This is a genomic window from Streptomyces sp. NPDC015144 (genome assembly GCF_043079735.1).
GTDB lineage: Bacteria > Actinomycetota > Actinomycetes > Streptomycetales > Streptomycetaceae > Streptomyces.
In genome coordinates this window covers 458388-482691 of sequence record NZ_JBIBUU010000001.1, presented here as the reverse complement: position 1 = coordinate 482691, position 24304 = coordinate 458388, and the positions used below count along the sequence as shown (strand labels likewise).

Here is a 24304-nt window from a genome sequence, read left to right as displayed (position 1 = left end):
GAGTCCCGCGCCCATGCCCACCCCCCACGATCCGTACGTACGGGTGCGCGGCGCCCGTGAGCACAACCTCAGGGACGTCTCCGTCGACATCCCGCGCGACACCCTCACCGTCTTCACCGGGGTCTCCGGCTCCGGGAAGTCCTCGCTGGCCTTCGGGACGATCTACGCGGAGGCCCAGCGCCGCTACTTCGAGTCCGTCGCCCCGTACGCCCGGCGGCTGATCCACCAGGTCGGGGCGCCCGCGGTCGGCGAGGTCACCGGTCTGCCGCCGGCCGTCTCGCTGGAGCAGCGCCGCTCGGCGCCCGGGGCCCGCTCCTCCGTCGGCACGGTCACCACGCTCTCCAACTCGCTGCGGATGCTGTTCTCCCGGGCCGGGGACTACCCGGCCGGGGCCGAGCGGCTGGACTCCGACGCCTTCTCGCCGAACACCGCCGCCGGGGCGTGCCCGGCCTGCCACGGACTCGGCCTCGTCCACCGCACCACCGAGGAACTGCTGGTCCCCGACCCCTCGCTGTCGATCCGCGAGGGCGCCATCGCCGCCTGGCCGGGCGCCTGGCAGGGCAAGAACCTGCGCGACGTGCTGGACGCGCTGGGCCACGACGTCGACCGGCCCTGGCGCGAGCTGCCCGCGAAGGAGCGGGAGTGGATCCTCTTCACCGACGAGCAGCCGGTGGTGACGGTCCACCCGGTCCGGGAGGCGGGCCGCATCCAGCGCCCCTACCAGGGCACCTACACCAGCGCCCGCCGCCATGTGCTGCACACCTTCGCGGATTCCAAAAGCCGCACGCTGCGGGCCAAGGCCGAGCGGTTCCTGACCTCCGAGCCGTGCCCGGAGTGCCACGGCAGCCGGCTGCGCCCGCAGGCGCTGGCCATCACCTTCGCCGGGCGGACCATCGCGGAGCTGGCGGCGCTGCCGCTGAGTTCGCTCGCGGAGCTGCTGGGCGGGGCGGGCGGCGACGCCACGGCCCGGATGCTGACGGCGGACCTGCTCGCCCGGATCGCCACCGTCACGGAGCTGGGCCTCGGCTATCTCAGCCTGGACCGGACGGCCCCGACGCTCTCCTCCGGCGAGTTGCAGCGGCTGCGGCTGGCCACCCAGCTCCGTTCGGGCCTCTTCGGTGTCGTCTACGTCCTGGACGAGCCGTCGGCCGGGCTGCATCCGGCGGACACCGCGTCGCTGCTCGGGGTGCTGGGGCGGCTCAAGGAGGCCGGGAACACGGTCTTCGTGGTGGAGCACCAGATGGACGTGGTGCGCCGGGCGGACTGGCTGGTGGACGTGGGGCCGCTGGCCGGTGAACACGGGGGCCGGGTGCTGCACAGCGGTCCCCCGGCCGGGCTCGCGCAGGTGCCGGAGTCGGCCACCCGGCGGTTCCTCTTCGACCAGGGCCCGCCGCCGGAGCGCACGGTGCGCACACCGACCGGTTGGCTGCGGCTGACCGGGGTGGACCGGCACAACGTGCGCGGGGTGGACGCGGCCTTCCCGCTCGGGGTGTTCACCGCCGTGACGGGGGTGTCGGGGTCGGGGAAGTCGACGCTGACCGGTCAGGTGCTGGCCGGGCTGCTCGCCGACCGGCGGCCGTCCGCCGATTCCGGGGAGCCGGGCACGGAACCCGCGCGCCGCTGGTGCGCCTCGGCCGAGGGGTTGGCGGCGGTGGACCGGCTCGTCCAGGTCGACCAGCGGCCGATCGGCCGTACGCCCCGGTCCAACCTGGCCACGTACACGGGGCTCTTCGACGTCGTACGGAAGCTGTTCGCCGCCACGGACACCGCCAAGGAGCGCGGCTACAAGGCCGGGCGGTTCTCCTTCAACGTGGCGGGCGGCCGGTGCGAGACCTGCCAGGGCGAGGGCTTCGTCTCCGTGGAGCTGCTCTTCCTGCCCAGTACGTACGCGCCCTGCCCGGACTGCCACGGGGCCCGGTACAACGCGGAGACGCTGGAGGTGACCGTGCGCGGGCTCGACATCGCCCAGGTGCTGGATCTGACGGTGGAGTCGGCGGCCGGGTTCTTCGCCGGGACCGCGGCCGCGGAGCGCAGTCTGCGGACCCTGCTCGACGTCGGGCTCGGGTATCTGCGGCTGGGGCAGCCCGCCACGGAGCTTTCGGGCGGCGAGGCCCAGCGGATCAAGCTGGCGGCCGAGCTCCAGCGCACCCGCCGGGGCCACACGCTGTACCTGCTGGACGAGCCGACGACCGGGCTGCACCCCGCCGATGTCGAGGTGCTGATGCGGCAGTTGCACGGCCTCGTCGACGCGGGCGACACCGTCGTGGTGGTCGAGCACGACATGGCGGTGGTGGCGGGGGCCGACTGGGTGATCGACCTCGGTCCCGGCGGCGGCGACCGGGGCGGGCGGATCGTGGCGGCGGGCACTCCGGCCGAGGTGGCGGCGACCCCCGGCAGTCGCACGGCTCCGTACCTGGCCGCGGCGCTGCACCGTCCCTGACGCCAACTCGCCGAGTTGGATGGCGAGTTGACGGACGGCAAGCAATGGGGAATGAAACGGCAAAGACTCTTGACCGCGTTCTGGTCCAGACCAATTATGGGCATGCCTCACGGCCGCTCCACACCGTGCGGCGTGTGACCCCCGGCCGGGATTCACAGGAACGGGCCGCGCCCTTCGACGGGCGCGGCCGAGCCGTGCGATCCGCCCGTCGTCTCACCCCCCGGGAGCATCCCCCATGCGATGTCCAAGAGCACTCGGCGCAGTCCTGAGCGCCCTGGCCACCACCGTCGCCTCCGCCGGACTGGTCCTCGGGGCCGGTGCCGGTGCCGAGGCCGCCCCCACCGCCGCGACCCCCATGCCGGCCCATGTCTTCGCCCCGTACTTCGAGGCGTGGAACGGCGACAGCCCGGCCGCGCTGTCGCAGGCCTCCGGTGCCAAGTACCTGACCATGGCCTTCATCCAGACCGAGGCCCGCGGTTCCTGCACTCCGTACTGGAACGGCGACACCGGCACCCCCATCGCCCAGTCCGTCTTCGGCTCCGACTTCACCACCATGCGGTCCCGGGGCGGCGACGTGATCCCGTCGTTCGGCGGCTACACCGCCGACAACGAGAGCACCGAGATCGCCGACAGCTGCACCAACGTCGACTCGATCGCCGCCGCGTACGAGAAGGTCATCACGACCTACGACGTGTCCCGCCTCGACATGGACATCGAGGACAACTCGCTGGACAACAACGCCGGGATCGACCGCCGCAACAAGGCGATCAAGAAGGTCCAGGACTGGGCCGCCGCCAACGGGCGCCCGCTGCAGATCTCGTACACCCTGCCCACCACCACGAGCGGTCTCGCCGACAGCGGGCTCGCGGTGCTGGAGAACGCGGTCTCCAACGGCGCCAAGGTCGACGTCGTGAACCTCATGACGTTCGACTACTACGACGGCGCCACGCACAACATGGCGCAGGACACCAAGACGGCGATCACCGGTCTCAAGAACCAGCTCGCCCAGCTCTACCCGTCGAAGACCGAGGCGCAGCTCTGGGGCATGGCGGGCATCATCGAGATGCCCGGCATCGACGACTACGGCCCGGCCGAGACGTTCACCACCGCGGACGCCCCGGTGGTCTACGACTGGGCGGTCTCCAAGGGGCTGAGCACCCTGTCGTTCTGGGCGCTCCAGCGCGACAACGGCGGCTGCCCCGGCACCGGCGGCAGCGACACCTGTTCCGGGATCGCGCAGGACACCTGGTACTTCAGCCACACCTTCGCGCCGTTCACCGGTGGCGGCAGCGGCCCGGTGACGGACGACTACTCGGTCGTCCTCTCCCCCGGTTCGGCCACGGTGGCCCCCGGTGGCTCGGTCTCGACGGCGGTGAAGACCGCGGTCGTCTCGGGCAGCGCCAAGACCGTCGCGCTGACGGCGAGCGGGGCGCCCGCCGGGGTGACCACGACGCTCAGCCCGGCATCGGTGACGGCGGGCGAGAGCGCCAAGCTGGCGATCGCCGTCCCGGCCGCCACGGCGCCGGGCACGTACCGGATCGACGTGACCGGGACCTCCGGCACCCTGAGCCACACCGCCACCTTCACGCTGACGGTCCCGGGGCCGGGCGGCGGCACCGGGGTCCTGGTCAACGGCGACTTCGAGTCCGGCTCGCTCAGCCCCTGGACCTGTGGCGCGGGCGGCGCGGTCGTCTCCACCCCGGTGCACGGCGGCACGCACGCGCTCGCCGCGGCGGCCACCGCCTCACAGACCGGCGAGTGCGCGCAGACCGTCACCCTGTCCCCCAACACCACGTACACGCTGAGCGGTTGGGTGCAGGGGAACTACGGGTACCTCGGGGTGCGCGGTGACGCGACCGCCAGTGTCTGGGGTTCGTCGAGCGGCTACGCGAAGCAGTCGGTGAAGTTCACCACCGGTTCGACCGGCGCGGTCACCGTCTACCTGCACGGCTGGTACGGGCAGGGCACGGTCTACGGCGACGACATCTCCGTGACGTCCTGATCCGCCGCGTCCGGTGAGTCTTCCCGGTCCCGGGGGTGGGCGGCCCCCGGGACCGGGAATCCGTGCGTACGGGCCCCGCGGCCGGTCAGCGGCGCACCTTGCGGGTGGCGCGCAGCCACTCCTTGTTCATGGCCGAGATCGACGGGAGCGGGATGCCCTTGGGGCAGGCGGTGGCGCACTCCCCGGTGAGGGTGCAGCCGCCGAACCCCTCGGTGTCCATCTGGCCGACCATGTCCAGGACCCGGGTCTCGCGCTCCGGGGCGCCCTGCGGCAGCACGTTCAGGTGGTTGACCTTCGCCGAGGTGAAGAGCATCGCCGAGCCGTTGGGGCAGGCCGCGACGCAGGCCCCGCAGCCGATGCACTCGGCGTGCTCGAAGGCGGAGTCGGCGTCCGGCTTGGGCACCGGGGTCGCGTGCGCCTCGGGGGCGGTGCCGGTCGGGGCGGAGATGTAGCCGCCGGCCTGGATGATCCGGTCGAAGGCCGAGCGGTCCACGACCAGGTCCTTGACGACCGGGAAGGCCGCGGCGCGCCACGGCTCGATGTCGATGGTGTCGCCGTCCTCGAAGGACCGCATGTGGAGCTGGCAGGTGGTGGTCCGCTCGGGGCCGTGGGCGTCGCCGTTGATGACGAGGCTGCAGGCGCCGCAGATCCCCTCGCGGCAGTCGTGGTCGAAGGCGACGGGGTCGTCGCCGTCCAGGATGAGCCGTTCGTTGAGGGTGTCGAGCATCTCCAGGAACGACATGTCCCGCGAGATGCCGTCCACCTCGTAGGTGGACATCGCTCCGGGGGCGTCGGCGTTCTTCTGGCGCCAGACGCGCAGGGTGAGCTTCATGCGTAGCTCCGCTGGGTGGGGTGGACGTACTCGAAGACGAGTTCTTCCTTGTGCAGGACGGGGGGTTCGCCGGTGCCGGAGAACTCCCAGGCGGCGGCGTAGGAGAACTCCTCGTCGCGGCGGGCGGCCTCGCCGTCGGGGGTCTGGGACTCCTCGCGGAAGTGGCCGCCGCAGGACTCGGCGCGGTGCAGTGCGTCGAGGCACATCAGCTCGGCGAGTTCCAGGTAGTCGACGACGCGGTTGGCCTTCTCCAGCGACTGGTTGAACTCGGTGCCGGTGCCGGGGACCTTGATGCGGCGCCAGAACTCCTCGCGGATCCGGGGGATGCGGGCGAGCGCGGTGCGCAGTCCGGCCTCCGTGCGGGCCATTCCGCAGTGTTCCCACATGAGTTCGCCGATCTCCCGGTGGAAGGAGTCCGGGGTGCGGTCGCCGTTCACCGAGAGCAGCAGGTTGAGCCGGTCCTCGGTGTCGGCGACGGCCTCCTCCACGGCGGGGTGCGAGGCGTCGATCTCGTCGTGGTGCGGGTGGCGCGCCAGGTAGTCGTTGATCGTCGAGGGGAGGACGAAGTACCCGTCGGCGAGGCCCTGCATCAGCGCGGAGGCGCCGAGCCGGTTGGCGCCGTGGTCGGAGAAGTTGGCCTCGCCGATGGCGAAGAGGCCGGGGATCGTGGTCTGGAGGTCGTAGTCGACCCAGAGCCCGCCCATGGTGTAGTGGACGGCCGGGTAGATCCGCATCGGGGTCTCGTACGGGTCCTCGGCGGTGATCCGGGCGTACATGTCGAAGAGGTTGCCGTACTTCTCCTCGACCTTGTCGCGGCCCATCCGGGCGATGGCGTCGGCGAAGTCCAGGTAGACGCCCTGGCCGCCGGGGCCGACGCCGCGTCCCTCGTCGCAGACGTTCTTCGCGGCGCGGGAGGCGATGTCCCGGGGGACGAGGTTGCCGAAGGAGGGGTAGATGCGCTCCAGGTAGTAGTCGCGCTCCTCCTCGGGGATCTCGGCCGCGGGGCGGTCGTCGCCCTTGGCCTTCGGGACCCAGATCCGGCCGTCGTTGCGGAGCGACTCGCTCATCAGCGTCAGTTTGGACTGGTGATCGCCGGTGCGCGGGATGCAGGTGGGGTGGATCTGGGTGAAGCAGGGGTTGGCGAAGTACGCGCCGCGGCGGTGGGCCCGCCAGACCGCGGTGGCGTTGGAGTTCATGGCGTTCGTCGACAGGTAGAAGACGTTGCCGTAGCCGCCGCTGGCCAGGACCACCGCGTCGGCGAAGTAGGTGTCGATCCGCCCGGTGATCAGGTCGCGGGCGACGATGCCGCGGGCCCGGCCGTCGACGACGATCAGGTCGAGCATCTCGGTACGGGCGTGCAGTTCCACGGTGCCCGCGGCGATCTGCCGGGACAGCGCCTGGTACGCGCCGAGCAGCAGTTGCTGTCCGGTCTGGCCGCGGGCGTAGAAGGTGCGGGAGACCTGGACGCCGCCGAAGGAGCGGTTGTCGAGGAGGCCGCCGTACTCGCGGGCGAAGGGGACGCCCTGGGCGACGCACTGGTCGATGATCTCCACGGAGATCTGGGCGAGCCGGTGGACGTTGGACTCCCGGGCGCGGAAGTCGCCGCCCTTGACCGTGTCGTAGAAGAGGCGGTGGACGGAGTCGCCGTCGTTGCGGTAGTTCTTCGCGGCGTTGATGCCGCCCTGGGCGGCGACCGAGTGGGCCCGGCGGGGCGAGTCCTGGAAGCAGAACTGGACGACGTGGTAGCCCTGTTCGGCGAGGGTGGCGCCGGCCGAACCGCCGGCCAGGCCGGTGCCGACGACGATCACGGTGTGCTTGCGACGGTTGGCGGGGTTGACCAGCTTGGCCCGGAAGCGGCGGGTGTCCCAGCGTTCGGCGACGGGCCCCTCGGGGGCCTTGGTGTCGGCGACGGGGTCGCCGGTCGCGTAGTGCGCGTAGTCGGTCATGTCAGCTCACGACTCCGGTCATGACGGCAACGGGTACGGAGATGAAGCCCAGGGTCAGCACCGCGGCCAGGGCGTTGGCGAGGGCCCGCAGGAGCCGGTCGCGGCTCGCCCGGCCCGCGCCGAGGGTCTGCGCGGCGCTCCACAGCCCGTGCCGGACATGGAGCCCGAGGGCGAGCACGGCGGCGATGTAGACCGTGTTGCCGTACCAGGTGGAGAAGGTGTCGACGACGTTCTGGTACGGGTGGCCGGGCTGGAAGCCGCCGGGGTGCGCGGTGCCCGTCGTCAGGTCGAGGATGTGCCAGACGATGAACAGGGCGAGGATGATCCCGCCCCAGCGCATGGTGCGGGTGGCGTAGGCGGCGCGCGGCCTGCGGTGCACGTAGCCGGTGGGCCGCGCCCGGATGTCGCGGCGGCTGAGCTGGTACGCGGAGACCGCGTGCAGGACCACGGCGGCCACCAGCACCACCCGGATGATCCACAGGGCCCACTCGTAGTGCAGGAAGGGCTCGCCGAGGGTGCGCAGCCAGTGGGCGTAGTGGTCGAACTCGCCGGGACCGAAGAAGATCTTCAGGTTTCCGATCATGTGGACGACCAGGTAGGCCAGCATGATCAGGCCGCTGACCGCCATGACCGTCTTCTTGCCGACGGACGAGTCCCAGAGCGTACGCGTCATGGACGGCCGTCGGTCCGTCCGGGTTGCCAATGCCATGCCCACGACGCTAGGGCCGAACGGCCTCATCAGTCCAAGACATGGAGCGGCTGATCTCCATAGGGAATGGCTATCGTGCGGGCTAGAGTGGGTGCATGCAGTTCCAGCAGCTGACGTATTTCGTGGCCGTGGCCGAGACCCTGCACTTCACCCGCGCCGCCGAGTCGGTGCACGTCTCGCAGCCCTCGCTCTCCCAGCAGATCCGGGCGCTGGAGAGCGAGCTGGGGGCGGAGCTGTTCAGCCGGGCGCGCGGCCACATCGCGCTGACCGACGCGGGCGAGGCCCTGCTGCCGCTGGCCCGGCGCATCCTCGCGGACGCGGACACCGCGCGCCACGAGGTGCAGGAGCTGGCGCAGCTGCGCCGGGGCCGGGTCCGGCTCGGTGCGACGCCCAGTCTCTGCACCGGCCTGCTCCCCGACGTGCTGCGCGCCTTCCACGACCGGCATCCGGGGATCCGGCTGCTGCTGGAGGAGGGCGGCTCGCTCGATCTGGTGCGGGAGCTGGCGCGCGGCGCGCTGGATCTCGCGCTGGTGGTGCTGCCGCTGCCGGCCGCGTCGCCCGCGCTGACGACGGTCGAGCTGCTCCAGGAGGACCTGGTCGTGGTGTCGTCGGCCGAGGCGCCCCGGCCGGGGCGGGGCGGCCGGGTGCGGATCGCCGATCTGGCGGGCGAGCCGCTGGTGATGTTCCGGCACGGCTACGACCTGCGGGAGCTGACGGTGGCCGCCTGCCGGGCGGAGGGGTTCGAGCCGTCCTTCACGGTGGAGGGCGGCGAGATGGACGCGGTGCTGGGCTTCGTCCGGGCGGGGCTCGGGATCGCGGTGGTGCCGAGCATGGTCGCCGGACGCTCCGGCCACGGGCTGCGGACGACTCCGCTGGCCCGGCCCGGTCTGCGGCGCACCATCGCGCTCGCGCACCGCAGCGACGTGGCCCCGCCGCGTGCGGCGCGCGAGCTCCAGAAGATGCTGCTGGCGGTCGGCTGAGCCGGCCGGCGGGGGTACGGGCGGCTCTCCCGTACCCCCGTCCGGTCACACCGCGTCGGCCAGCAGCAGCGAGTGGATCCGGTCCGGGGCGCCGGGGCGGGCGTAGTACCAGCCCTGGGCCGTGTCGCAGCCGAGCTTGCGCAGCTGTTCGGCCTGGGCGCCGGTCTCGACGCCCTCCACCGTGACGGCGAGGTCCAGGCTGTGCGCCAGCGAGACGATGCCCTCGACGATCTTCAGATCGACCGGGTCCGCCGGGTGCTGCTGCATGCCCATGGTGAACGAGCGGTCCAGCTTGAGCACGCTCACCGGCAGCCGGCGCAGGTTGGCCAGGTTCGAGTAGCCGGTGCCGAAGTCGTCGAGCGCGATGTCGACGCCCATCTCGGCGAGTTGCCGCAGCGGCTTGAGCAGGTCGTCGTCGGCGCCGATGAGCGCGGACTCGGTGACCTCCAGGCAGAGCGCCTCGGGTTCGAGCCCGGACCGCTCCAGGACGTCGACCGTCTCGGCGACCAGCCGGGGGTGGTGCAGCTGGGTCGGCGACAGGTTGACGTTGATCCGGACCCGGCCGTTGTCGCTGTGCCGGTTCTGCCAGAAGTTGGCCTGGCGCACCGACTCCTCCAGCACCCAGCGGCCCAGGGGCACGATCAGTCCGGTGTGCTCGGCGAGCGCGATGAACCGGTCCGGGCCCAGCACCCCGTGCTGCGGGTGGCACCACCGCACCAGCGCCTCCGCGCCGTGCACGGTGCCGTCGCCGAGGTGGACCAGCGGCTGGTACTCGATGAAGAACTCGCCGCGCTCCAGGGCGGCGGGCAGCGCGGTGGTCAGCCCGTGCCGGGTGATGGCCCGGGCGTCCGCCTCGGCGTCGGCGAACTCGAAGCGGTTGCCGCCGGCCGACTTGGCCCGGTACATGGTGATGTCGGCGCTGCGCAGCACCTCGGCGGCGTTGCGTTCGCCCGCCGGGCCCTCGACGACCCCGATGGAGCCGCGCACGGTCAGCTCCCGGCCGTCCAGGCGGATCGGGGAGCCCAGCGCGCCGAGGATGCGGCAGGCGAGTTCGTCGACCTCGGTCTCGGTGTCGGGTCCGGTGGTCAGGGCCACGAACTCGTCGCCGCCGAGCCGCGCGACCATCTCGCCGGGCGCGGTGGCGCAGCTCTGCAACCGGTCGGCGACCTCGACGAGCAGCCGGTCGCCCGAGGCGTGGCCGAGGCTGTCGTTGATCGCCTTGAAGCCGTCCAGGTCGAGGTAGCACAGGCCGAAGCGGTTGCCGTCGTCGGCGGAGAGCGCTTTCTCCAACCGCTCGAAGAACAGCGTCCGGTTGGGCAGCCCGGTGAGCGCGTCGTGCGTGGCCTCGTACCGCAGCCGCAGGTTGAGCAGCCGACGCTCGGTGGTGTCCTCCATCAGGGCGAGCTGGTACTGCGGCCGGCCCTCGGTGTCGCGCAGCAGGGAGACCGTCAGGTTGGTCCACAGCACGGTGCCGTCGTTGCGGTAGAACGCCTTCTCGACCCGGTAGTGCTCGCGTTCGCCGCGAACCAGCTCGTCGTAGTACTTCCACACGTACGGCGGGTCCTCGGGGTGGACCCACTCGTTCACCTTGTGGCTGCGCACATGGTGGTCGAGTCCGCCGAACATCCGGGTGAGGGTGTCGTTGATCTCCAGCACGTTGCCGTCCAGGTCGGCGATGCCGATGCCGATGGCCGCGTCCTTGAACACGGCGCGGAACCGCGTCTCGGTGGCGTGCAGGGCGCGTTCGGCCTCCGTCCGGGCGGTGAGGGCGGAGCGGGCGATGGCCTCCTGCTCGGACCGGGTGCGTTCGCGCAGCGCCCGGGTGAAGCCGGCCGCGAGGGCGTGCTGGATGCGGGCGCAGCGGGCCCGGCCGTCCTCGGCGGGCAGGGAGGTGGTGCCGTCGCTGCCGCAGTAGAGCACCAGATACGCGTCGACGACGCCGAGCGTGCTGCTGAGCGCCTCCGGGTCGGTGCAGTGCGCGGCGACGAGCGCTCCGCCGACCTCGGCGGCGGGGGCCGCGTCGAAGGGGTGCGCGTGCAGGACGGAACTGAGCGCGCGGGCCAGCGGCAGCAGATGCTGCTCGAACTCGGCGCGGGTCAGGGAGGTGGCCGTCGAGGGGAAGATGGCCCGGCTCCAGATGGTGGCGAATCTTCGGAGCCGGCCCTCGGGACCGTCGGGCTCCGTGTCCGGTGTGCCCGACGACTGGGCGGGGATGCTCACGCCTTGCGTCCCACTCCCGCGAAGCCCGAGAACGCGTAGGGGTCCTCCTGCTCCGCGACGACCGGGGTGTCCGGGCGCCAGTGCGGCATCTGCACCAGTCCGGGCTCGACCATTTCGTATCCCTCGAAGAAGCGCGCGATCTCGTCATGGGACCGCATGACCAGGGGCTTTCGGATGCTGTTGTAGACCTCGACCGTGCCGCCGGCTTCCTCCCGGCTGAGCGGTATGCCCTCGTACGAGGCGTGGGTGAGGACGACGAGGCTGCCGGGGGCGAGGGCCTCGCGCAGTTCGGCGAGGGAGCCCAGCGGGTCGTCGGCGTCCTCGATGAAGTGGAGCACGGCGACGAGCAGCAGGGCCACCGGGCGGTCCAGATCGAGAAGTCCGGTTATCTCGGGGTTCTTCACGATCTCCTGGGGGCGGCGGAGGTCCTCGGCGGCGATCACCGCGCGGTCGTTGCCCTCCAGCACGGCCCGGCTGTGCGCGACGGCGACCGGGTCGTGGTCCACGTACGCCACCCGGGCCTCCGGGTCGGCCGCCTGGGCCACTTCGTGCACATTGCCGAAGGTCGGTATTCCGGATCCGATGTCCAGGAACTGGGTGATGCCCTCACTCACCGCGTATCGCACGGCTCGGCGCATAAAGGCGCGATTCGCCTGCATGATCTTGGGCAGCCCCGGCATGAACTCCATGGCCCTGCGGGCGGCTTCCCGGTCCACCTCGAAATTGTGCGAGCCGCCCAGATAGAAGTCGTACATGCGGGACACGCTCGGCACCGAAATGTCTATGCCTCGCGGTGCCCAAGCGGGACGCTCCATCAAAGTCTCCAACAAGTCGCTACGGCGATCCGGCCATGTTCATGGTCAGTGTTGACCAGAGGCTACTGATCGTCCGCCAAGAGAGCGAGCGGAAACGGAAATTAGCCGTCCGTTATTGGTCACACACCACTGGCATGTGCAACCGACCCGTCGCTACGTGTGACATTCGGTACCGATCGGGCGGGCGTCGGGCCATCGACCCATCCGCCCCTCCTGGCCCGGCCGTTGTTATATCCGGGCACGGCACCGGTTTTATCGCGCGGGAAATGGGACGGACCGGACGACACGCCTTGTCCGGTCGCACGGGAGTGGCGCTTCGATTGCGTTCGGTAAAACCACGGTCACCGACTTTATTGGCAGCATTCTTTACCAATACGGCATTGGCGGGCGTCGCACCCCTCCGCGCCCCGCCCTTCCGCGGCCCTCCCCCGCCCGTTGCCACACCCCCGACCGCCACGGCAGCAACTCCCTTACCAGAGAACCGGGTTGGCCACCACCCCGGCCAGGGCCCCGGCCAGGGCATGGAAAGCCGCCGCCACCTGCGCCGATACCCTTCCACCCGGCGCGCGGCCACCGAGGAACCGGCTTCTCCAGATCCCCACCATCAGGCGAATCACGCCCCCGCACCGCGTGTCGCGCGACGCGCCGGTCCATGCTCCGGCTCGTGTACGGATCATTCATAGGACGGTTCGGGGCGGCCCTCGCGCTGCTCTGGCTGCTGGGCACCCCGACGCCCGCACGGGCGGACAGTTGCGCGTACGCCTCCGTCGGCGAGGCCGGTGACGGCTCGTCGTGGATCGCCACGGCGGGGATCGGCCCGTGCTTCCCGAGCCCGACGCCCACACCGAAGCCGCCCGCCCCGCCGCCCTCCTCGTCCCCTCCGCCCGCGCCCGTCCCTCCGCCGCCGTCCCGGCCCGCACCACCCCGGCCGACGCCCGGCCCCGTGGTGCCGCCACCCCCCGCGCCACCGCCCCCGCCGGCTCCCTCGCCCGACCCGACCCCCTCGTCCTCGGCGCGCCCCGCGCCGCCCTCGCCGCGCCCGGTGGCGCTGCCCCACTACCGCAGGCCGGAGCGGAAGACCGTACGGCACAGCGGCTCCGTGGTCACCACCACGCTGCTGATCACGGCGCCCGCGGTGTTCGCCGTCGCCGTGCTGCGCCCCCGCTCCCGCTGACCTCCGGAGAAAACACATGTCGGAATGGCTTGTTCTCACCCTGGCCATGACCGCGGCCTGTGCCGTCGTCCTGACCATCGCCGTCCTCACCAACCGCCGGGTCCGGGCCGATGACGACCCGTCCGAGACCCCCGACGTCATCGAGTACATGACGATGATGATCGGGGTGGTCTACGCGATCGTGCTGGGGCTCGCCATCGCGGGCGTCTGGGAGGGCCGGGGCGAGGCCCAGGAGTACGTACGCCAGGAGGCCCAGGCCCTGCACGAGGTGCAGGCCCGGTCCTCGGCGTACCCGGCGGAGGTGCGCTCGCGCATCCGCGCCGATGTCGACGCCTATGTGCGCCATGTCGTCGACGACGAGTGGCGGGCGATGAGCGAGCACGGTTCCCTCACCGCCGAGGGGACCCGCCTGCTGGACCGGGTACGGGCCGACGTCACCGATTACCACCCGCGCAACGACTACGAGGGGCAGTCGTATCAGCCACTCGTCGACCAGGTCGCCGCGGCCGACGACGCGCGCAGCGCCCGCGGCCAGAGCGCCGGTGCGACCATGCCCGGCGTGGTCTGGTTCGGCCTGATCGCCGGTGCCCTGGTGACGGTCGGTCTGCTGTTCACGCTCCAGATCCGCAGAACCTTCCGCGAACTCCTCCTGGCCGGTCTCTTCAGTGTTCTGATCGCCTTTCTGCTCTTCCTGATCTGGGACTTCGACACCCCGTTCGGCCGGGACATCTCGGCCACCGCCGAGCCGTTCTTCGATCTGTTCCCGCATGCCACCGGCGGCTGAGGCCGATCCGCCGGGACGGTCCCGGCCGCGCCCGATGCTCCGCCCGGGGGATGCCGGTGCCCCGGGCGGAGCACCCGGTTCGCGGCGCCCCCGGGCGACTCCTAGCGTGTGGCCCGTCGAGGTGCATTTCTGACACTCTGTGGAAACTCGTTCCGCAAGTGCTCCTCGGGGACCCGGAGGACTCACCCATGCGCTCGATACGAGTAGCACCCGTCGCCCTGCTCGGCGCCGCCGCTCTCGTCCCGACGAATCCGGCCGCGTACGCGTACGCGGCGGCGTCGGGAGGCGCGTCGCCCGCGACCGGGGTCACCGTCGCTCCGTCGGTGACCCCGCCGGGACGCCAGGCCGCCCTGGCCGCCCGGGGGTGCCCCACCACCGCAACCGCCGGTTCCGGCGCCCTCGGCGCGGTCACCGTCACACGTGACGGGTCCGTCGCCGCGAGGGTCGACCGGGACGCGAGGCCCGGCGGCGCCGTCGACCGGATGAGCACCGCCACGACGGCGGTCGGCGCGGCGCCGGCAGTGACCGCCGTCGCCGGAGCCGCCGTGATGGCGCGTCACCGCGAGGAGCGCCGCGCGCACTGACAGCAGGGCAGTGCCGGACGGACGGCACGTCGCCCCGGGTCCTTCCCCAGGCCCCGGGGCGACGTACGTCGTGCCCCCTCTCCGCAGCTGGCGCAGCCTACGGATAGCCTCACTGCCGTGACAGAACGGCAGCCCCATCAGTTCGAACGTGGCACGGACGGCCCGAAAGTGATCGTCGCGGGCCTGGACGGTTCCGATTCCTCCATGCGGGCGGCGGCGTACGCGGCCGGCCTGGCCCGGCGCCAGGGTGCCGTGCTCGCGTTGGTCTACGTACAGCCCGTGCTCTCCGCCGGGGCCGCGCTCGGCGCGCCGATCGCCGACACCACCGGCGAGGTCGCCCAGGGGCTGGTGGACGAGATCCGCGAGGCGACGCACCGGATCAAGGACACCTGGAACGTGCGCTGGGAGTTCCACACCTTCCGCGGCGATCCGTACAACGGACTGGTGGCCGCGGCGGACGAGCTGAAGGCGGATGCCGTGGTGGTGGGCGCCTCGGAATCGGCCGGTCACCGCTTCATCGGCTCGGTCGCGGTACGGCTGGTCAAGGCGGGTCGTTGGCCCGTCACGGTGGTTCCCTGACGATTCCGGTCCGAACCGGGACGGACCGAGGAACAGACCGGGGAACGGACCGGGGCGCGTACCCGCGCGGACCGGTCCGGACGAACCTGCGGAAAAGATACGGAATCATCCATTCCGTCCGACGGCACGCCTTCTTTCGCACCAGCCCCACCTGAGCCATCATGAGCGCCCGTCAGGGACAGCCGTCGGTGGAGAGGTGACTCATGGCAAGGCTCCGAGTGGGCGAGGGCGTACTGCGCCGCAAGCCGATCGAGCAGATCGACGAGAAGGGTCCCGAGGGCGGGGCCGTCTCGCAGCTCACCAGAACCCTCGGGCTGTGGCAGCTCACCGCCATCGGCGTCGGCGGCATCATCGGCGCCGGCATCTTCACCCTCGCCGGCACGGTGGCCAACGGCACCGCCGGTCCCGCCGTGCTGGTCTCCTTCCTCATCGCGGGTCTGGCGAGCGCGGCGGCCGCCTTCAGCTACGCCGAGTTCGCGGGCCTGATCCCGAAGGCCGGCTCCGCGTACACCTACGGGTACGCGGTCCTCGGCGAGCTGGTGGGCTGGTTCATCGGCTGGGACCTCCTGCTGGAGTACACGGCGATCGTGGCGGTGGTCGCGATCGGCATCTCCGGCTACTTCAGCTTCCTGCTCGGCGAGGTGGGGCTCGACGTGCCGAAGTGGATGCTGGGCGCGCCCGGCACCGGCGACGGCCACAAGGTGGACCTGTTCGCCGCGCTGCTCTGTCTGCTCGTCGCGTACCTGCTGACCCTCGGCATCAAGAACGCCGCCCGGTTCGAGACGGTCGTGGTGGTGCTGAAGGTGCTGGTCGTGCTGCTGGTCATCGGGGTCGGGGTGTTCCACATCAACACCGCCAACTACAACCCGTTCTTCCCGTTCGGGGTGAGCGGGGCCTTCACCGGCGCGGCCACGGTGTTCTTCGCGGTGTTCGGCTACGACGCCATGTCGACGGCCGCCGAGGAGTCCAAGGACGCCCAGCGCCACATGCCGAAGGCGATCGTGTACTCGCTGGCCATCTCGATGGTGCTCTACGTGGCGGCGTGCCTGGTGCTGACGGGGATGCAGAACTACAAGGACATCGACCCGGAGTCCGGTTTCTCCACGGCGTTCAAGTCGGTGGGGCTCAGCAGCCTCGCCGATGTGATCGCGGTCGGCGCGATCATCGGCATCCTCACCGTGATGTTCACCTTCATGCTCGGGGTGACCCGGGTGTGGTTCTCGATGAGCCGCGACGGGCTGCTGCCGAAGTGGTTCGCCAAGACCCACCCGACCCGGCACGTGCCGACCCGGGTGACCTGGATCGTCGGCGCGGCCTCGGCGCTGATCGCCGGGTTCCTGCCGATCGGCGAGGCGGCCGAGCTGACGAACATCGGCATCCTGCTGGCCTTCGTGGTGGTGTGCATCGCGGTGATCGTGCTGCGCTACAAGCGGCCGGAGCTGCCGCGCACCTTCCGTACCCCCGGCATGCCGGTCGTCCCGGCCCTCGGGGTGGTGTTCTCCCTCTGGCTGATCACCTTCCTGCAGTGGCAGACCTGGGTGCGGTTCGTGGTGTGGTTCCTGGTCGGCCTGGTCATCTACTTCGGCTACTCGTACCGGAAGTCGGAGATGGCGAAGGCGCCGGAAGCCACCCCGGAGCAGCGCTGACCGGGTCGCCGGGCGGCCGGGCGGGGGCCGTCGGGCGGCGGCCGTCCGCGCCGCCGCCCGACCGTTCACCGCACCACTCGCCGCACTGTGCGACCGCTCGTCGCAGAGAACCGCCCGTCGCCTGTTCCTCGGCGCTCCGATGCGTTCGGATACGCGAATCGGCAGTGCGGCGGCAGGGGCCTCGGCGGAAAGGGCGTTCACGATGACCACCACGACGACCGACGAGCGGGCCATCGCCGCGCTCCAGCGGGACCACGGGCCCGCCCTGCTCCACTTCCTGCTGGGGCTGACCTTCGGCGACCGGCAGCGGGCGGAGGACCTGCTCCAGGAGACGCTGGTGCGGGCCTGGCAGCACCCGGAGGCGTTCGACGCCCCGTACGAGTCGATGCGGCCCTGGCTCTTCACGGTGGCCCGGCGGCTGGCGATCGACGCGCGCCGGTCCCGGCAGGCCCGGCCGGCCGAGGTCGGCGACGCGGTGCTGGAGACCACCGCAACCGGCACCGACACCGCGGAGGCCACGGTCTGCGCGCTCGACGTGCGCGAGGCGGTGCGCACCCTCAGCCCGGAACACCGCGCGGTCCTCGTCCAGATGTACTTCCGCGGCCTCACCGTCGACGAGACGGCCGAGGTGCTCGGCATCCCGGCCGGCACGGTCAAGTCCCGGTCGTACTACGCGCTGCGCCGGCTCTCCCGCAGCCTGCCCGGCTACTCCAGCAGGTCCTCCTCGCGCACCAGGGCGAGCAGCGAGACCGCTTCCGCGGCCGCCACGTAGTCGGCGGCACAGCGGTCGCAGGACTGAAGGTGCCGGGAGACCTCGCGGGTCTCGCCGTCCGTGAGCGCGTCGAGTACATAGGCGCCGAGCACATGCCGCACGTGCGTGCCCTCCCCGGGGTCGGCGGTCATCGCATCCTCGCATCGTGAGCGGATCCGGTCCCGACGGATCCGGTACTTCTGGCCACGCGGGGCGCACTCCCCCGGTTCAATGCTCCCTGAAGCGCGGTACCGAACAGAGAAAGAGGCACGACAGGATGGGCCCGGAGCGTCAGGACGGAACCGGTGGTGGCGGGCTGCTGGTCCCGATGGACTGGATGTACGCGGAGTACGTCGCCGACACCATGCTGCGGACCGGCGATCTGATGGAGCCGGCCACCTTGGAGTACCGGGCCGGGCGGGACGCCTTGGCGCTCACGGTCTTCCTCTCCGGCGGTGCGGTGCCCGAGGCGCTGTCCGCCGCCCGGCTGGACGAGCTGATCCTGCTGACGGCGTACGGGGCGGCCTGGTCCGGCTGGGTCCGGGAGCGGCTGGACGCGCTCGGCGCGCACCCGGCGGCCGGCGGGGACCCGGACCTGCGCCTGGCACGGGCCGCCTGGCGGTGGCTGGAGGAGACGGAACTGCTGGCGGCCGACCTGGACGCGATCGGCTCGCCGCCCCCGGCCCCGCCGGAGGAGCGGCCGGACCTCTCCGACCCGGCGCAGGACGCGGCCCAGGTCTGGACTCCGGCCTGGCAACTGGGGCTGCCCCTGGGTCATCTGGCGATCCATCTCCACTGAGCGCCGCCGGTCATGAGCCGTGCACCCCGGCACGGTACTTCGGCAGCCGTACGGTGATCTTCATCCCGGCGCCGATGCCGGTCTCCATGACGAGCCCGTAGTCGTCCCCGTACACCTGGCGGAGCCGTTCGTCGACGTTGAGCAGGCCGATGCCGGTGGAGCGGCCGCCCTCGCCGCGCAGGATCTGGCGGAGCCGTTCCGGGTCCATGCCGGTGCCGTCGTCCTCGATGACGACCTCGGCCTCGGAGCCCGCGTCGAAGGCGCTGATGGTGATCCGGGTCGCGCTCCTGGTCCCCTCGGCGCCGGAGGTGCCGCCGGCGCCGGCCTCGCTCCGGGCCGCGGGGACCGCCCCTTCGAGGCCGTGCTTGACGGCGTTCTCGACCAGGGGCTGGAGGCAGAGGAACGGCAGGGCGACGGGCAGCACCTCGGGGGCGATCTGGAGGGTGACCGCGAGGCGGTCGCCGAACCGGGCCCGGACCAGCGCCAGGTACTGGTCGATGGAGTGGAGTTCGTCGGCGAGCGTGGTGAAGTCGCCGTGGCGGCGGAACGAGTAGCGGGTGAAGTCGGCGAATTCCAGGAGGAGTTCGCGGGCCCGCTCGGGGTCGGTGCGGACGAAGGAGGCGATGGCGGCCAGTGAGTTGAAGATGAAGTGCGGGGAGATCTGCGCCCGCAGGGCCCGGATCTCGGCCTCGATGAGCTGGGTGCGGGAGCGGTCGAGCTCGGCGAGTTCCAGTTGTACGCAGGCCCAGCGGGCGACCTCCCCGGCGGCCCTGGCCAGGACCGCGGATTCGCGGGGCGCGTAGGCGACCAGGCTGCCCAGCACCCGGTTGTCGACGGTGAGCGGTACGGCGACGGCCCAGCGCAGCGGGCAGTCGAGGTCGTCGCAGTCGCTGCGGAAGGCGGTGTCCCGGCCGGTGGCGAGCAGGTCGCGGACCTGGTCCATGACGGGGCGGCCGTGGTGCTCGCCCTCCCCGTCCCAGACGAGGACCCGGTCGCGGTCGGTGAGGCAGAGGGCGTCGGTGCCGAGCAGGGAGCGCAGTCGTCGGGCGGCCTTGCGGGCGCTCTCCTCGGTGAGCCCGGCGCGCAGCGGGGGTGCGGCGAGCGAGGCGGTGTGCAGGGTCTCGAAGGTGGCGTGCTCGACGGGGGTCCCCACGTCGCTGGTGCGCAGCGGGCGGGCGGTGCGGCGGCCGAGCAGGAACCCGGCGCCGAGCAGCAGGAGGGCGAGCAGGACGAGTGCCGCCCAGCCGGCTCCGGTCATCGGTGTCTCCCGGAGGTGAGCGCTTCGGGCAGGTGGAAGCGGGTCATGGCGGCGTTGGTGCCGGGAGGGATCCGGCTTGGGGTGGCGAGGGAGACCAGGACCATCGCGAGGAAGCCGACCGGTACGGACCAGACGGCGGGCCAGGCGAGCAGTGCGTGCGGCCAGCCGGGCGGCTCCACCGCGCCGCTGACGGTGATGGTGACGGCCAGGAACGCGGAGCCGCCGCCGAGGAGCAGTCCGGCGACGGCTCCGGGCGGGGTGAGCCGCCGCCACCAGATCCCGAGGACGAGCAGCGGGCAGAAGGAGGACGCGGAGACCGCGAACGCCATGGCCACCGAGTCGGCCACCGGCACCCGGCTGACCAGCAGCGAACCGGCCAGCGGCACGCACATCGCGAGGAGCGTGGCCAGCCGGAAGTGCCGGACCCCGCGGGAGGGGAGCACGTCCTGGGTGATGACCCCGGCGACGGCCATGGTGAGCCCGGAGGCGGTGGAGAGGAAAGCGGCGAATGCGCCCCCGGCGATGAGCGCGCCGAGCAGGTCGCCGCCGAGCCCGCCGATGACGCGTGCGGGCAGCAGCAGGACGGCGGCGTCCGCGTCCCCGCCGTGGACCAGTTCGGGGGCGTAGAGGCGGCCGAGTGCCCCGTAGACCGGGGGCAGCAGGTAGAAGACGCCGATGAGGGCGAGGACGGCGACCGTGGTGCGGCGGGCGTCGCGGCCGTTGGGGCTGGTGTAGAAGCGGACGACGACGTGCGGCAGGCCCATGGTGCCGAGGAAGGTGGCGACGATCAGCCCGTAGGTGGCGTACATCGGGTGCTCGGCGCGGAAGACGGGGAGCTGCTCGGTGAAGGTGACCCGGGGGCTGCCGTCGCCCCGCCAGGCGAGGACCAGGAAGATCGCGGGGACCAGGAGCGCGGTCAGCTTGAGCCAGTACTGGAAGACCTGGACGAAAGTGATGGAGCGCATGCCGCCCGCGGCGACGGCCACGACGACGACGGAGGCGACGAGCACGTCGCCGAGCCAGCCGGGCGCCCCCGTGAGGATCTTGAGGGTGAGGCCGGCGCCCTGGAGCTGCGGGACGAGGTAGAGCCAGCCCGCGGCGACGACGAAGACGCTGACCAGTCTGCGCACCGTCCGCGACTCCAGCCGCCCCTCGGCGAAGTCGGGCAGGGTGTACGCCCCCGAGCGGCGCAGCGGCGCGGCCACGAAGACCAGCAGGACGAGGTACCCGGCGGTGTAGCCGACCGGGTACCAGAGCATGTCCGGGCCGTGCACGAGGACCAGTCCGGCGATGCCGAGGAAGGAGGCGGCGGAGAGGTATTCGCCGCTGATGGCGGCGGCGTTGAGGCGGGGGCGCACGGTGCGCGAGGCGACGTAGAAGTCGGAGGTGGTGCGGGAGATGCGCAGTCCGAAACCGCCGACGAGCACGGTCGCGAGGACGACGACGGCGACCGCCGCCACCGCGTACGTACGGCTCACGGGGTGGGGCGGCCTTCCACGAGCCGGGCGAAGTCGCGTTCGTTGCGCTCGGCGCGCCGCACGTACCACCAGGCGATGAGGGTGAGCGGCGGATAGGCGGCGAAGCCGAGGACCACCCAGACCAGCGCCGAGCTGTGCAGGGCCTCGAAGACCAGCGGCAGGGTGGCGACGACCACCGCGACGACGGTGAACGCGGTCAGTCCGGCCCGCAGTTGTCCGCGCATCAGCGAGCGGACGTACGCGCCGCCGAGCGCGGTCTGCTCGTCGATCTCCGACTGGGTGCGGTAGCGCGGCAGCGGGCGCACCCGCCGGGGCTCCCCCGTCACCACTTCGCGCCGGGGTGTTGGCTCTGCGGACATGGGGCCGGAGTGTACGCAGCCCCCGACCGCCGTGGGAAGGCCGGATTCCGGCGGGAGGTGGTCAGCGGCCGGTCTGGCGCATCAGCAGGTCGCGCAGGGCGCGGGTGTGGCGGCGGCTGACGGCGAGTTCGGCGGTGCCGATGCGGACGCTCATGCTGCCCGCGTCGAGGCGGAGTTCGTCGATCCGGCCGAGGGCGACCAGGTGGCGGCGGTGGATCCGGACGAAACCCCTCGACCGCCAGCGCTCCTCCAGGGTGGTCAGCGGGACGCGGACGAGGTGGCTGCCGGTGGCGGTGTGCAGCCGGGCGTAGTCGCCCTGGGCCTCGGCGTAGGCGATGTCGTCGACGGGGATGAACCGGATGACTCCGCCGAGTTCGACGGGGATCTGGTCGCCGGGGGTGTCGAGTACGGGGGCGGTGCGGTCGCCGACCTGTTCGGCGACCCGGCGCACGGCTTCGGCCAGCCGCTCGCGGCGTACGGGTTTGAGCACGTAGTCGACGGCCTTGAGGTCGAACGCCTGGACGGCGAAGCCCTCGTGGGCGGTGACGAAGACGATGAGCGGGGGTGCGGCGAATCCGGCCAGCAGCTGGGCGACGTCGAGGCCGGTGAGGCCCGCCATGTGGATGTCGAGGAAGACGACGTCGATGGCGGCCGGGTCGTCCGGACCCGCCTCGACGGCGCCGCCGATGCGGCGCAGTGCCTCGGTGGCGCCGGTGGCCCCCTCGGCGCTGCGGATGCGGGGGTCGGCGCGCAGGAGGTAGAGGAGTTCCTCCAGGGCGGGTTCTTCGTCGTCGACGGCGAGTACGCGGAGCATGGCCGGAGTGTAGAGCGCACATCGGGCCGCGGGGACCGGTCGAGGCACGGATCCGCTCTCCGTCGCGGTCATTTGAGCAGCCGGGACATCCGGCGGTCGGCCAGCGGCCGGCCGCCGGTCTGGCAGGTCGGGCAGTACTGGAGCGAGGAGTCGCTGAACGACACCTCGCGGATGGTGTCGCCGCAGACCGGGCACGGCTCGCCGGTGCGCCCGTGGACCCGCATCCCGCTCCGCTTCTCCGACTTGAGGTCCTTGGCCGCGAGCCCGGCGGAGCGCGCCACCGCGTCGTCGAGCGTGGTACGCAGGGCCGTGTGCAGCCGGGTGATCCGGTCCTCGGTGAGGTCGGTGGTGAGGAGGTACGGCGACATCTTCGCGGCGTGCAGGATCTCGTCGCTGTAGGCGTTGCCGATGCCGGCGATGAGCGACTGGTCGCGCAGGGCGCCCTTGAGGCGGCGGCGCTCGCGGCCGAGCAGGGCGGCGAACGTGTCGCGGTCGAAGGCGTCGTCGAGCGGGTCGGGGCCCAGCCTGGCGATGCCGGGCACCTCGGCGGGGTCGCGCACCAGGTACACGGCGAGGCGTTTGGTGGTGCCTGCCTCGGTGAGGTCGAAGCCGTCGCCGCCGGTGAGGACGGTGCACAGGGCCAGGGGGCCCTTGCCGGGGCGCGGCGGGGCGGCGGGGAAGGAGTCCCTCCAGCGCAGCCAGCCGGCCCGGGCGAGGTGGGTGATCAGGTGGAGCGGCCCGGCCTCGACGTCCAGGAACTTGCCGTGCCGGGCGAGGCCGGTGACCGTGGCCCCGTGCAGGGCGGTGAGCGGCGGGTCGTAGGTCTTGAGCACGCTGATGTTGAGCGGCAGGACGCGGTCGATCTCCCGGCCGGCCAGATGGTCGTCGAGGAAGATCCGCAGGGCTTCGACCTCCGGCAGTTCGGGCATGGTTCCAGACTGCCAAAGAGCCCGGCGGGGCGCCTGTCAGAGCCGGTAGACCCGTTCGGCGGTGGTGGCGAGGACCTGGGCGCGCTCGTTCTCGCCGAGGGTGTCGGTGAGGCGGTACGCCGTGTCGACGACCTCTCCGTACGTCGCGGCGAGCCGGCAGACGGGCCAGTCGGAGCCGAACATCAGCCGGTCGGGCCCGAAGGCGTCGAGGACGGTGTCGGCGTACGGGCGCAGGTCGTGCACGGTCCAGCCGCGCGGATCGGCCTCGGTGACCAGCCCGGAGAGCTTGCAGACGGTGTTGGGGCGGGCGGCCAGGGCCCGTACGTCGTCGGCCCAGGGCTGCGGTTCGCCGGTGGCTATGGGGGGTTTGCCCGCGTGGTCGAGGACGAAGGTCAGTCCGGGCACCAGTTCGGCGGCCCGGACGGCGGCGGGCAGCTGGTGGGCCCGGACGACGAGGTCGTAGACGAGACCGGCGTCGGCGACGGCGCGCAGTCCGCGCAGTACGTCGGGGCGGAGCAGCCAGCCGGGGTCGGGTTCGCCCTGGACCTGGTGGCGGATGCCGACGAGCCGGTCGCCGCCGGGGAGCGCGCGCAGGGCGGCCAGGGTGTCGGCGACGTCGGGTGCGGTCAGGTCGCACCAGCCGACGACCCCGGCGACCAGGTCGCTGCCGTGGGCGAGGGCCAGGAACTCGGGGGTCTCCTCGGCGACGGTGACGGTCTGGACGAGCACGGTGGCGCGCACCCCGGCGGCACGGGCCTCGGGTTCCAGGTCGGCGAGGGTGAAGTCGCGGCGGAGCGGGGCGAGTTCCTCGCCGGTGATCCAGTCCTGGTCCCGTACCGCGAGCTCCCACACATGGTGGTGGGCGTCGACGATGCCCGGTCCGGTGGTCATGTCACAGCTCCCAGGCGACCGGGAGGCCGGCCCCGGCGCCCTCGGCGGAGTAGTCGTGGGCGACGTCGAGCAGTTCGTCCATCCGGGCCTGCCAGGCCACGTTGACCGGGAGCTGCTCGAGTTCGGCGAGGAGGGCCGCGTAGTCCGCGCACTCGATCACGTGGAAGAGGTCGGTGCCGCTGCGCCAGATCGTCCAGGAGGTGGCGCCCGCGGCGCGGATCGCGGCGGTGAGTTCGGCGGGGACCTCGCGGTGGGCGGCCTCGTACTCCGCTATGCGGTCGGCGCGGACCTTGGTGTGCAGGGCGATTCTCATG

The 24304-nt window shown here is 72.1% G+C and carries 23 protein-coding genes; 10 read left to right on the top strand and 13 right to left on the bottom strand.

The annotated features are described in order from the left end of the window. Positions 1-13: 13 nt before the first annotated feature. Both ACF08W_RS02085 and ACF08W_RS02080 read left to right on the top strand, forming a co-directional pair. Positions 14-2440 (top strand): ABC transporter, encoded by a 2427-nt coding sequence (locus ACF08W_RS02085; RefSeq protein ID WP_392278070.1) that lies wholly within the window; start codon positions 14-16, stop codon positions 2438-2440. Between the two features lie 235 nt (positions 2441-2675). Further along, positions 2676-4442, top strand: a complete 1767-nt coding sequence (locus tag ACF08W_RS02080) for a glycosyl hydrolase family 18 protein (protein WP_385209511.1) — start codon at positions 2676-2678, stop codon at positions 4440-4442. Between the two features lie 85 nt (positions 4443-4527). Here the strand turns inward: ACF08W_RS02080 and ACF08W_RS02075 are convergent, their stop codons facing one another. The 3 genes from ACF08W_RS02075 to ACF08W_RS02065 are packed head-to-tail and all read right to left on the bottom strand — an operon-like array spanning position 4528 to position 7929. Beyond that, positions 4528-5274 (bottom strand): succinate dehydrogenase/fumarate reductase iron-sulfur subunit, encoded by a 747-nt coding sequence (locus tag ACF08W_RS02075; RefSeq protein ID WP_385209509.1) that lies wholly within the window; start codon positions 5272-5274, stop codon positions 4528-4530. Beyond that, the gene (locus tag ACF08W_RS02070) at positions 5271-7220 is read right to left on the bottom strand and encodes a fumarate reductase/succinate dehydrogenase flavoprotein subunit (RefSeq protein WP_385209506.1); all 1950 of its coding nucleotides are present in this window, start codon (positions 7218-7220) and stop codon (positions 5271-5273) included. Before ACF08W_RS02070 ends, ACF08W_RS02075 begins: the two co-directional genes overlap by 4 nt. Position 7221: 1 nt before the next feature. After that, the gene (locus ACF08W_RS02065) at positions 7222-7929 is read right to left on the bottom strand and encodes a succinate dehydrogenase (RefSeq protein ID WP_352280247.1); all 708 of its coding nucleotides are present in this window, start codon (positions 7927-7929) and stop codon (positions 7222-7224) included. A 95-nt stretch (positions 7930-8024) separates the two neighbouring features. Between ACF08W_RS02065 and ACF08W_RS02060 the strand changes: the two genes are divergently transcribed. Continuing rightward, entirely contained in the window at positions 8025-8909 is an 885-nt protein-coding gene (locus ACF08W_RS02060; RefSeq protein ID WP_352280246.1) for a LysR substrate-binding domain-containing protein, read from the top strand. Between the two features lie 45 nt (positions 8910-8954). Here the strand turns inward: ACF08W_RS02060 and ACF08W_RS02055 are convergent, their stop codons facing one another. Together ACF08W_RS02055 and ACF08W_RS02050 are read right to left on the bottom strand one after the other, a co-directional pair. Next, a complete protein-coding gene (locus tag ACF08W_RS02055) occupies positions 8955-11129 on the bottom strand; it encodes a putative bifunctional diguanylate cyclase/phosphodiesterase (RefSeq protein WP_392278069.1) in 2175 nt (724 codons plus the stop codon). Further along, positions 11126-11944 (bottom strand): SAM-dependent methyltransferase, encoded by an 819-nt coding sequence (locus tag ACF08W_RS02050; protein WP_352280244.1) that lies wholly within the window; start codon positions 11942-11944, stop codon positions 11126-11128. Before ACF08W_RS02050 ends, ACF08W_RS02055 begins: the two co-directional genes overlap by 4 nt. Positions 11945-12608: 664 nt before the next feature. On the opposite strand from ACF08W_RS02050, the gene ACF08W_RS02045 reads away from it, so the two are divergent. The 6 genes from ACF08W_RS02045 to ACF08W_RS02020 all read left to right on the top strand — a co-directional run bounded on the left by ACF08W_RS02045 (position 12609) and on the right by ACF08W_RS02020 (position 17483). Next, entirely contained in the window at positions 12609-13118 is a 510-nt protein-coding gene (locus ACF08W_RS02045) for a hypothetical protein (RefSeq protein WP_385209493.1), read from the top strand. A 16-nt stretch (positions 13119-13134) separates the two neighbouring features. Next, complete coding sequence (locus ACF08W_RS02040; RefSeq protein ID WP_385209491.1) at positions 13135-13902, top strand: hypothetical protein; 768 nt, start codon at positions 13135-13137, stop codon at positions 13900-13902. A 188-nt stretch (positions 13903-14090) separates the two neighbouring features. After that, positions 14091-14486: a hypothetical protein gene (locus ACF08W_RS02035; protein WP_385209488.1), complete on the top strand. Its 396-nt coding sequence runs from the start codon at positions 14091-14093 to the stop codon at positions 14484-14486. Positions 14487-14603: 117 nt separating this feature from the next. Continuing rightward, positions 14604-15065 carry a universal stress protein gene (locus ACF08W_RS02030; protein ID WP_385209486.1) on the top strand — a complete coding sequence of 154 codons (462 nt, stop codon included), beginning with the start codon at positions 14604-14606 and terminating at the stop codon, positions 15063-15065. A 203-nt stretch (positions 15066-15268) separates the two neighbouring features. Then, positions 15269-16711, top strand: coding sequence for an amino acid permease (locus ACF08W_RS02025; protein ID WP_385209483.1), 1443 nt, complete (start codon positions 15269-15271; stop codon positions 16709-16711). Positions 16712-16913: 202 nt separating this feature from the next. Further along, positions 16914-17483: a sigma-70 family RNA polymerase sigma factor gene (locus ACF08W_RS02020; RefSeq protein ID WP_352280238.1), complete on the top strand. Its 570-nt coding sequence runs from the start codon at positions 16914-16916 to the stop codon at positions 17481-17483. Here the strand turns inward: ACF08W_RS02020 and ACF08W_RS02015 are convergent. Beyond that, entirely contained in the window at positions 17417-17614 is a 198-nt protein-coding gene (locus ACF08W_RS02015) for a zf-HC2 domain-containing protein (protein WP_352280237.1), read from the bottom strand. The two genes, ACF08W_RS02020 and ACF08W_RS02015, sit on opposite strands and share 67 nt — an antisense overlap. A gap of 125 nt (positions 17615-17739) precedes the next feature. Here ACF08W_RS02015 and ACF08W_RS02010 point away from each other — a divergent pair, with 125 nt between their 5' ends. After that, positions 17740-18261 carry a hypothetical protein gene (locus tag ACF08W_RS02010; protein ID WP_352280236.1) on the top strand — a complete coding sequence of 174 codons (522 nt, stop codon included), beginning with the start codon at positions 17740-17742 and terminating at the stop codon, positions 18259-18261. Positions 18262-18271: 10 nt separating this feature from the next. Here the strand turns inward: ACF08W_RS02010 and ACF08W_RS02005 are convergent, their stop codons facing one another. The 7 genes from ACF08W_RS02005 to ACF08W_RS01975 all read right to left on the bottom strand — a co-directional run bounded on the left by ACF08W_RS02005 (position 18272) and on the right by ACF08W_RS01975 (position 24303). Next, complete coding sequence (locus tag ACF08W_RS02005; RefSeq protein ID WP_392278068.1) at positions 18272-19519, bottom strand: sensor histidine kinase; 1248 nt, start codon at positions 19517-19519, stop codon at positions 18272-18274. Beyond that, positions 19516-20997, bottom strand: a complete 1482-nt coding sequence (locus tag ACF08W_RS02000; protein ID WP_352280234.1) for a cation acetate symporter — start codon at positions 20995-20997, stop codon at positions 19516-19518. The genes ACF08W_RS02005 and ACF08W_RS02000 overlap by 4 nt, the downstream gene beginning before the upstream one ends. Further along, on the bottom strand, positions 20994-21356 hold the full coding sequence (locus tag ACF08W_RS01995) for a hypothetical protein (RefSeq protein WP_392278067.1): 363 nt from the start codon (positions 21354-21356) through the stop codon (positions 20994-20996). The genes ACF08W_RS02000 and ACF08W_RS01995 overlap by 4 nt, the downstream gene beginning before the upstream one ends. Before the next feature lie 61 nt (positions 21357-21417). After that, positions 21418-22170 carry a LytTR family DNA-binding domain-containing protein gene (locus ACF08W_RS01990; protein ID WP_352280232.1) on the bottom strand — a complete coding sequence of 251 codons (753 nt, stop codon included), beginning with the start codon at positions 22168-22170 and terminating at the stop codon, positions 21418-21420. Positions 22171-22238: 68 nt separating this feature from the next. Next, positions 22239-23099 carry an Fpg/Nei family DNA glycosylase gene (locus ACF08W_RS01985; RefSeq protein ID WP_392278066.1) on the bottom strand — a complete coding sequence of 287 codons (861 nt, stop codon included), beginning with the start codon at positions 23097-23099 and terminating at the stop codon, positions 22239-22241. A 36-nt stretch (positions 23100-23135) separates the two neighbouring features. Beyond that, positions 23136-23990, bottom strand: coding sequence for an amidohydrolase family protein (locus tag ACF08W_RS01980; protein WP_385209464.1), 855 nt, complete (start codon positions 23988-23990; stop codon positions 23136-23138). A 1-nt stretch (position 23991) separates the two neighbouring features. Continuing rightward, the gene (locus ACF08W_RS01975; protein WP_385209461.1) at positions 23992-24303 is read right to left on the bottom strand and encodes an L-rhamnose mutarotase; all 312 of its coding nucleotides are present in this window, start codon (positions 24301-24303) and stop codon (positions 23992-23994) included. Position 24304 lies beyond the last annotated feature (1 nt).